Below are 8,459 nucleotides of genomic sequence, written 5' to 3' on the forward strand. Positions count from 1 at the left end.
CAACGATTTAAGTATAAATACAAATTGGTTCAACTTGTTATTGCAATTGGTCATTCAATATAATATTAATTATCTTGAATACCTTTTGATCCCTTAGTACGTGGTTTATGTAAAGTATGAATTATTTAATCTATTCCAATTACCTTACTTCTACGTTCCATCAAAATTACATCCAACCATTTTTTATTATTCATTTTGGCAATCTTTTCTCTGATTCCGATTTCTTTAAAGCCACATTTTTTATGTAATGATATACTTGCAATATTTTCTCTAATAATGCCTGAATATAAAGTCCAAAACCCATTTTTTTCTGATAATTCAATTAACTTTGTTAAAATAACAGTACCTATTCCTTGTCCTTTATACTTTTCACTAACGTAAACACTTACTTCGGCTACACCCGAATAAACACACCTACTTGAAGTGGGACTCAAGGCACACCAACCTAATACAATCTTACCTGAACGAACAACTAATCTACATGAAGTAATATGACTATTATTCCAACTTTCCCAAGTAGGTATATCTGTCTGGAATGTTGCTATTTCCGTCTTAATGCCTTCAAAATAAATATTTGCTATCTGTTCCCAATCAGATTGTACCATTTCATCAATTTGATATTTCATTTTTTCTCCCCCTTACCAAAACATATGTTCTTATATTTTATATTATACATACATTTTACTAAAATTGTAATAGGCAAACAATATACACATTAGCTTATGCTGCCAGCATAAATTTGGTGCGTCTGCCGGAAGCGCTATTCTAGATATTTCCGGAAATAAATTGATACTAGTGCTAAAATGAGGGGTTTTTTTATGCCTAATAAAACACAAAAAGATAAAAATAGTGTTAAACTATATATATCAATGTTCTATACTCTAGAGTGTAAATTATAATGAATCATACATGACACTTATAACAATAATATATATAAGAATATGGAAATGTATTGAAGGGGGGTTGAACATGGAGAAGGTATTTGGATACGTAAGAGTTTCAACTTCTACCCAACTAGAAAAGGGAATCGGACTAAAGACACAACAACAGGAAATAGAGAAGTATTGTAAAGATAATAGCTTAGAGTTAGTGAAAATATTTGGTGATGAGGATGTAAGTTGGTACGAGTACAGACAGACCGTGCTCTAAACATATTAATTTAAAGAAAATGATTAAAGAAAATATTAATAAAAGAGTAAAATATTCTTCAAAATAAACCTTCATAAGGGCCTGTAAATAATTTTGTGTAAACAGAATAAAATGTACTCTTTCTTGGCAATAATTTAGATAAGTAATTATCAAAAATTGTAAGGAGGAGTATTTTTATGTCTAGCATATCAAAAGAAATTTTAAGAGATTATATTAACGAGCAAAAGTTTACAAGTCCAACTGAGGTTTTAACTGCTATGAAGAGTATGTTTAAAGATATTCTTCAGGAGACGTTAGAAGCAGAAATGGATACACAACTTGGATATGATAAATATGACATATCAGAAAAACAAACTCCAAACAGTAGAAATGGTTATTCTAAAAAGACTGTAAAATCCGAACTTGGTGCTGTAGAGCTTAACATACCACGTGATAGAAACGGCGAATTTGAACCTAAAATATTGCCTAAGTATCAAAGGAATATAAATGGTATAGAAGATAAAATAACGGCTCTTTATGCAACAGGAATGACTACAAGAGACATATCAGAACAAATCAAAAATCTATATGATGTTGAAATCTCTGCCGAGATGGTATCAAATATAACGAACAGGATACTTCCTTTAGTTACAGAATGGCAAAACAGACCCCTCGAAAAGACCTATTCATTTGTTTTTATGGATGCATTATGTCATGCTTAACATAATGCATCTTATCTGTAGTAAAGAATTATGTGGAGTACCTACATAATTCTTTTTATTTTCAACTGTTTTCATTCGTTTAACTTTGCATAATATAATAGTAAAATAGCAGTATCACTAATTAGAATGGAGGTCATTTATTTATGTCTAATGATACTGTTAATTATTCACTAACTGATTTAATATCCGATGCTACTGTATATATGGATAAATTGAACTACAGCAGAAAAAGTATTTTGGACTACAATCGACTATGGAAACATTTCCTTGATTATTCAGAGTCTAAAACTCTTAGCTTCTATTCTCCCAGATTGGGAGATGAATTCTTAGAAGATTATTGCAAAATTACTAAAGGAATTAAATTAAAACCTTCCCAGGTATATAAAGTCAGAATTATAAGGGTGCTTTATGATTATATAGTGCATGGCCAGTTTAAACTGTGTTATAGGTATACAAAAAAAGATGCTCCTAATCAATTTAAGGAGATTCTATCTGATTTTTCAGATTGTGGAATAAGAAAAGGTCTACACCATAATACTGTCATGATTAAATATGATCAGATGAAACTCTTTATGGAATATCTAGATTTGCAACACATAGACAGCATTTTAAAACTGAACTCAGAATATGTATTGGGATTTACAAAATCTTTATACAAGTATTCCAATAGAACTAAATCAACACTTTTATATACCTTACGTGAATTTCTCACATTTCTGTTTGAAAATAGATATATAACAGAACCATTAGGCGAACTGTTTCATGTAATTACCACAAATAGATACGAAAAGAATCCATCTCTTTATTCAAAGTGTGAACTTAATAAGATAGTAGAATCAATTAATAGGAATACGGCGACTGGATGCCGAGATTATGCAATGATAATCCTTGCCATTCAGTTAGGTATGCGTGTAAGCGACATTAAAAACTTAAAAATAGAACATATTAAATGGGATAGGAACTGCATTGAATTTTCACAAAGGAAAACAGGTAAATATATCCATCTACCCCTACCAGACAACCTTAAGTTTGCAATCATAGACTACATTAAGAACAGCAGACCGGCATCTAGTGATTATCATATATTCTTGCGACACAGGGCACCTTTTGAACCATTTGTAGATGGTAATAAACTTTATGGTTGCATTAACCAATATATTATGTCATCGGGAATAGCGGTAAAAGAAAGAAAGCATGGTATGCATTCCATGAGAAGTAGCCTGGCGGGAAATCTTTTGGTAGATAACACACCAATTCATGTGATTACAGGAATTTTGGGACATGATAATTTTAACAGTACCAAGGCATACATTAGAATTGATGTTGAACAGTTACGCCAATTGGCATTGGAGGTACCGTATGAAGGATAAAAAAACTATTTTTGTTTTTCACGGTCCCTTCCGGGACTATTGCCCGAAATATGCAGAATATAAAAAAAGCCAGGGGTTCGCATTCGGAAAAAGGATGATGCAGATGCTCAAGTCAATGGACAGCCATTTCGAAAAATATATCATTGAAACACCATGTCTTACAAAAGAAATGGTGGAAGAGTATGCAGCCAAAAGAGGAAATGAGAGCCCAATTACCCAGAATAAACGAATTACCCAAATACGTCAATTCGCAATTTTTATGAACCATATGGGATTTGACTTTTATGTATATCCTATGAAACTGATTAAAATGTCCAATACATTTACACCTTATATATTTACCCATTACGAGATTAAAAAAATTTATGATGTCATAGACCATCTGGAAATATCTCCTTACATAAAAAACTATAATCTTATATATCCAATGATGTTCCGCATGCTTTATGGATGTGGGCTGAGAATTAATGAGGCGCTTTCTTTAAAGAGGGAGCACGTGGATTTAGAGAACGGAGTTCTTATTTTAACACATGCTAAGAACAATACAAGTAGGCTGGTGCCAATGTCAGAATCCCTAACAAAGTATTGTATTTTATATATGAAAAAAATGGGGAGGACTATTACACAAAATGGTTATTATTTTCCTTCTAGGGATGGTGGGAGGTATAGTCACACCCCCGTATTCCTAAAGTTAAAAAAGTTTATGTCAGAAGCGGGAATCCGTACGGATTCTGGTAGAATTCCAAGAGTACATGACATAAGACATTCATTTTCAGTTCATACACTTGACCTGATGACAGCCAATGGATGGGATGCTTATTGTTCTCTACCAGTCCTATCTACGTATCTTGGCCATAGTGACATTAAATCTACTGAAAAATACTTAAGGCTTACAGAGGAATCATTCAATACAGTAACATCTGCATTATCTTTATCACATACAGGGGTATTTCCGGAGGTGTGCTATGAAAAAAAATAAGGATTTACCAGAGTACCTGTACGATTACTTTCTGCAGTATCTTCCATTACAGTTAGGGGCAAGCGAAAATACAATAAAATCCTACAGAGATACCTTCATCATTTTTCTCAGATACTGCAATGATATCCTGGGGATTAAATCAGAAAAATTGTATCTTTCAAAAATTAACAGGCACATAATTGAAGAGTTTCTTTTATGGCTTGAATCAGAAAAAAACTACTCAGCATCATCGAGAAACCAACGACTTGCTGCAGTCCATGCATTTTTTAGATATATACAAACACAAGCACCTGAATATATGAGTTTATGTAGTCATGTCCTATCTGTTCGCTCAAAAAAAGTACCACAAAAACCAATTGAATATTTAACGCTAGAGGCTATAAAAGAACTTCTTGCAACTATTGATACGACAAGTAAAAAGGGGCGCAGGGATCTTGCTACAATCGCACTTCTTTATGATACTGGTGCACGTGTATCAGAGCTTACGAACCTGACTGTTGGAAATATACGCTTCAGAAAGCCTGCATCTATAACCCTTACAGGGAAAGGCAATAAGAGCAGAATTATTCCATTAATGCCTCAAACTATGGAGATTTTAAAAATGTACATGGAGGATTATAATATACTTTACAGTGATGATCAGAATATTCCTCTCTTTTTTAATAAAAACAAAAAAAAGCTGTCAAGAGAAGGCATTGCCTATATATTAGACAAATATGTTGAAGTAGCGCGAGTTAAATCTCCAGACTTATTCAATCTAAAAGTTACACCACATGTACTGAGGCACTGCAAAGCCATGATATTAGTACAAAGCAATGTTAACCTTATATACATAAGGGATTTTTTGGGCCATGTATCAGTATCTACTACAGAAATTTATGCCAAGGCAAATCCAGAATTAAAACGTAAGGCAATTGAAAAGGCTAGCCAAGGTATTCTTCCAAAAAATAAATATACCAAAGAGGAAACTAAATCTATGCTTGATTGGTTGAAAACCATTATATAAGCATAATATTATGTGGAGTTGAAAAAGAAAATTTATATTAGCATGGTACAATTTATCCAACAACTCCACATAATAATTTACTACAGATAAGATGCAATACATTATAAAGTACGCGATGACAAACATATTGTAATTAAAGCAGCTTATGTTGTATTGGGTGTAAATATGGATGGTGAAAAAGAGGTGCTTGGCATATGGATAGGGGCAAGTGAAAGTAGTAAGTTTTGGCTTTCGGTACTTAACGACCTTAGAAACAGAGGCTTACAGAATGTATTAGTATTTTGCGTGGATGGCCTAACTGGGTTTAAAGAGGCCATAAATGCTGTATATCCTTTTTCAAAGATACAACGTTGTATAATTCATCAATTAAGAGCAAGTATGAAGTATATACCATTCAAAGACAGGAAGGCATTTGCAAAAGATCTAAAAGCTGTTTATGGTGCAGTAAACGAAGAAGTTGCATGTGAAAATTTAATTTCTGCAAAAGAAAAATGGAGCGACAAATATCCAAATGCAATAAAAAGTTGGGAAGATAATTGGGATAATCTTATAACCTTCTTTGAATTTCCAGATTACATTCGTAGAATTATATATACCACAAATGCTATAGAAAGTTTAAATAGTCAGTTTAGAAAAATTACTAAGACAAAGCTTATATTTCCTAATAATGAAAGCCTTATGAAAATGCTATATTTGGCCACCGAAAAGGTGAGTAAGAAATGGAATAGAGTATACCCAAATTGGGACCTTGTTATTAGTCAACTTAACATACTATTTAGTGAAGTCTTAAATCAAGGAGCATAGCTTAGGGCTCCGCCCCCAACCCCTAAGATTTATTATTGAATACTTCTGGGTAACGATTAAAACGGACTACCCGAAGGCTGTCCGTTCCTATACAGATCATCAATTACAACTTAAGCTACCTCTTACTACTTAACTAAACTATTATTTAAGTAGTATATTGAGTGCTAAAAATGTAAATAATATACTATGATGTAATGATAAAGTAACATTATTTATCTAATTAAATTAATATCTTATCAAAATTACATAGCTCAATTATTTTGCCTATAGAAAGAGAATACACAAAATAATTTACACCCTCCTTCATAAAAACAACAGATGACGTAGAACCTATTCATTTCACGTCATTTGTTGTTTCAAAACTTAATTTGTTACATTGAATGTATTATAATGCTCTTAATTCATTCCATAAAAAAAGAAGGTGCTACCCCTCTTTAATAATTCATTCACATACTATATACTTATTATTTCTATTTATCTGAAGTTATTACTTCGGCGACTTACCCATCTTATCCATCTTATCATGCATTTGCATAGTCGTCATTTGCATATGCATATACATCATCATCATATGCATATGCATCATCATCATATGCATATGCATAGGCTCAGCCATAGGCATATGCATGGCTGCCTTCTTAACCTCAGGCATGGCCGTAGACTTAGTCTCAGGCATGGCCGCAGGCTTAACCTCAGGTTTAGGCATGTTCATAGCCTCAGGCATAATGGGCATAGGCATATTCATATTTGGTATATTAGGCATAGGTATAGGCATCATTCTATAAGGTATCGTTTGTGCTTCCATATCATGTATTTGGTTCATATTGTTCCTCCAGAAATTATTAAACTACCATACTATATATACTCAAATGATTCACAAATGTGTTTATGTGATAGAAAAATATAGTATATTGAAATTATTTAATCCATAATGCTTCACTAATTTATAGCTCTCCCTTTGATCATTTGTTTAATTTCTCTACCCTTGCTATTATTTTTGTATAATTTAAATAATATACTCTGTATCTTTCATGTCCTACAGTACTACCATCAAACCCAAACTGATTATCACTTATACTTGAGTTGAGCCATACCCCATTAATCTTGTCTCTTACAATAATATCTGGTACCTCTCCTATCTGTCCATGATTTGAGGGTATCTTTCTAAAAAAAGAATGTAGATCACACAACCGAATTTAGATGGCTTATCAGCTTTGTGCCTTAATACATTTATAAAATATGTGCCTATAAAACTAACTGCGATTATAGCTATAACAATAGTTGTAGTGTTTACTGTATCGAAATATCTATTTAAACTATACATATTTAACCTCCACTTTAACTAGCTATAAATCTTTTAAATTTAATTAGCTTTCTTTGCATTTTTAATAGAAACATATATCTTGAAAATGTTTTACATATATGAGATAGTAATATTAAACTTATAAATAACCCCACATCTAAAGTGGGGCTACTTACGTTACTACATATATGAATGCAGTAATTAGTTATATCCATTAATATAAATTCCAAAATAATATCTATTTATAAAGGAGTTAAAATGAAAAAATTGAGGTTATTGAATTTTACACCATTATTAATAGCAGTACCATCGACACTTATTGGGGTTTTGGCAATGTACACCAATAAAGTTCCAGTTGCAATTTATGGTCAAAATTTTTTTTATTTATTGATATGTGTAATTATTTCATGTTTGGTATTATTAAGAAAATCTAAACTTAAAAATAATGTAGTCGCTAATTCAGTCACTATTATAGTTACAGTAATTCTTTTATTTCTAACTTTTATTAGCTCAGGGATAGAAGGAGTTCATAGATGGGTTTCTGTTGGCCCAATTAAGTTTTACGTTTCAGTAATTGTCCTTCCTATTATGATTATATGTCTATGGAAATTGTCACAAACAAAAGATTGGTGGTTTTCAGCTACTATTACAATAGTTGTATCAATTTTGCTTACTATACAACCCGATGCTTCTATGCTAACTGCATTTGCTATTCCGATGATAATGTTGTTATGGAATAAAATCAATAACAATATTTTTCGTTCTTGTATTATAGTATTACTTTCTGCATTAATTATTATTTCATGGTTATTTTTAGATGGATTACCACCTGTATCTTATGTTGAAAATATAGTTAGTTTGGTAGCCAATATGGGAATAATATGGCTTAGTTTAGGAATTATTTCTCTTGTAATATTGCCATTGCCATTTATATTTTTTCCACCAAAGAAATATAAACTGTTATCAGTAAGCATTGGTATATATTTTATAATTATCTTAATTTCTACTATATTTGGTAATTTCCCAGTTCCATTGATGGGATATGGAGTTTCCCCTATAATAGGTTATTTTATATCTATAACATGGTTTTCAAAATCCAAATGCAAAGATCGGAAGAGCACACGTCTGAACTCCAGTCACCGCCTCT

The 8,459-nt window shown here is 31.9% G+C and carries 8 protein-coding genes and 1 pseudogene; 6 read left to right on the forward strand and 3 right to left on the reverse strand.

Annotated features, from left to right (window positions below; translation table 11 throughout):
• Nucleotides 1–125: 125 nt before the first annotated feature.
• The gene (locus tag Q0649_RS13235; RefSeq protein ID WP_298842749.1) at nucleotides 126–626 is read right to left on the reverse strand and encodes a GNAT family N-acetyltransferase; all 501 of its coding nucleotides are present in this window, start codon (nucleotides 624–626) and stop codon (nucleotides 126–128) included.
• 343 nt (nucleotides 627–969) lie between these two features.
• On the opposite strand from Q0649_RS13235, the gene Q0649_RS13240 reads away from it, so the two are divergent.
• The 6 genes and pseudogenes from Q0649_RS13240 to Q0649_RS13265 form a co-directional block, all read left to right on the forward strand.
• A complete protein-coding gene (locus Q0649_RS13240; RefSeq protein WP_298842752.1) occupies nucleotides 970–1,149 on the forward strand; it encodes a recombinase family protein in 180 nt (59 codons plus the stop codon).
• Nucleotides 1,150–1,325: 176 nt separating this feature from the next.
• Entirely contained in the window at nucleotides 1,326–1,850 is a 525-nt protein-coding gene (locus Q0649_RS13245) for a transposase (RefSeq protein WP_298842755.1), read from the forward strand.
• A gap of 236 nt (nucleotides 1,851–2,086) precedes the next feature.
• Nucleotides 2,087–3,220, forward strand: a complete 1,134-nt coding sequence (locus tag Q0649_RS13250) for a site-specific integrase (RefSeq protein WP_298842757.1) — start codon at nucleotides 2,087–2,089, stop codon at nucleotides 3,218–3,220.
• A gap of 103 nt (nucleotides 3,221–3,323) precedes the next feature.
• Entirely contained in the window at nucleotides 3,324–4,199 is an 876-nt protein-coding gene (locus Q0649_RS13255) for a tyrosine-type recombinase/integrase (RefSeq protein WP_298842760.1), read from the forward strand.
• Complete coding sequence (locus Q0649_RS13260) at nucleotides 4,186–5,205, forward strand: site-specific integrase (RefSeq protein ID WP_298842763.1); 1,020 nt, start codon at nucleotides 4,186–4,188, stop codon at nucleotides 5,203–5,205. Before Q0649_RS13255 ends, Q0649_RS13260 begins: the two co-directional genes overlap by 14 nt.
• Before the next feature lie 54 nt (nucleotides 5,206–5,259).
• Nucleotides 5,260–6,009, forward strand: a pseudogene (locus tag Q0649_RS13265) (IS256 family transposase); the annotation flags it as partial.
• Between the two features lie 487 nt (nucleotides 6,010–6,496).
• Here the strand turns inward: Q0649_RS13265 and Q0649_RS13270 are convergent.
• Both Q0649_RS13270 and Q0649_RS13275 read right to left on the reverse strand, forming a co-directional pair.
• Nucleotides 6,497–6,832 (reverse strand): hypothetical protein, encoded by a 336-nt coding sequence (locus tag Q0649_RS13270; protein WP_298842766.1) that lies wholly within the window; start codon nucleotides 6,830–6,832, stop codon nucleotides 6,497–6,499.
• 312 nt (nucleotides 6,833–7,144) lie between these two features.
• On the reverse strand, nucleotides 7,145–7,333 hold the full coding sequence (locus Q0649_RS13275; RefSeq protein ID WP_298842769.1) for a hypothetical protein: 189 nt from the start codon (nucleotides 7,331–7,333) through the stop codon (nucleotides 7,145–7,147).
• Between the last annotated feature and the right edge of the window lie 1,126 nt (nucleotides 7,334–8,459).

Origin of the sequence: uncultured Clostridium sp. (genome assembly GCF_937920395.1) — a bacterium.
In the GTDB taxonomy this organism is placed as follows: Bacteria; Bacillota; Clostridia; order Clostridiales; family Clostridiaceae; genus Clostridium_AD.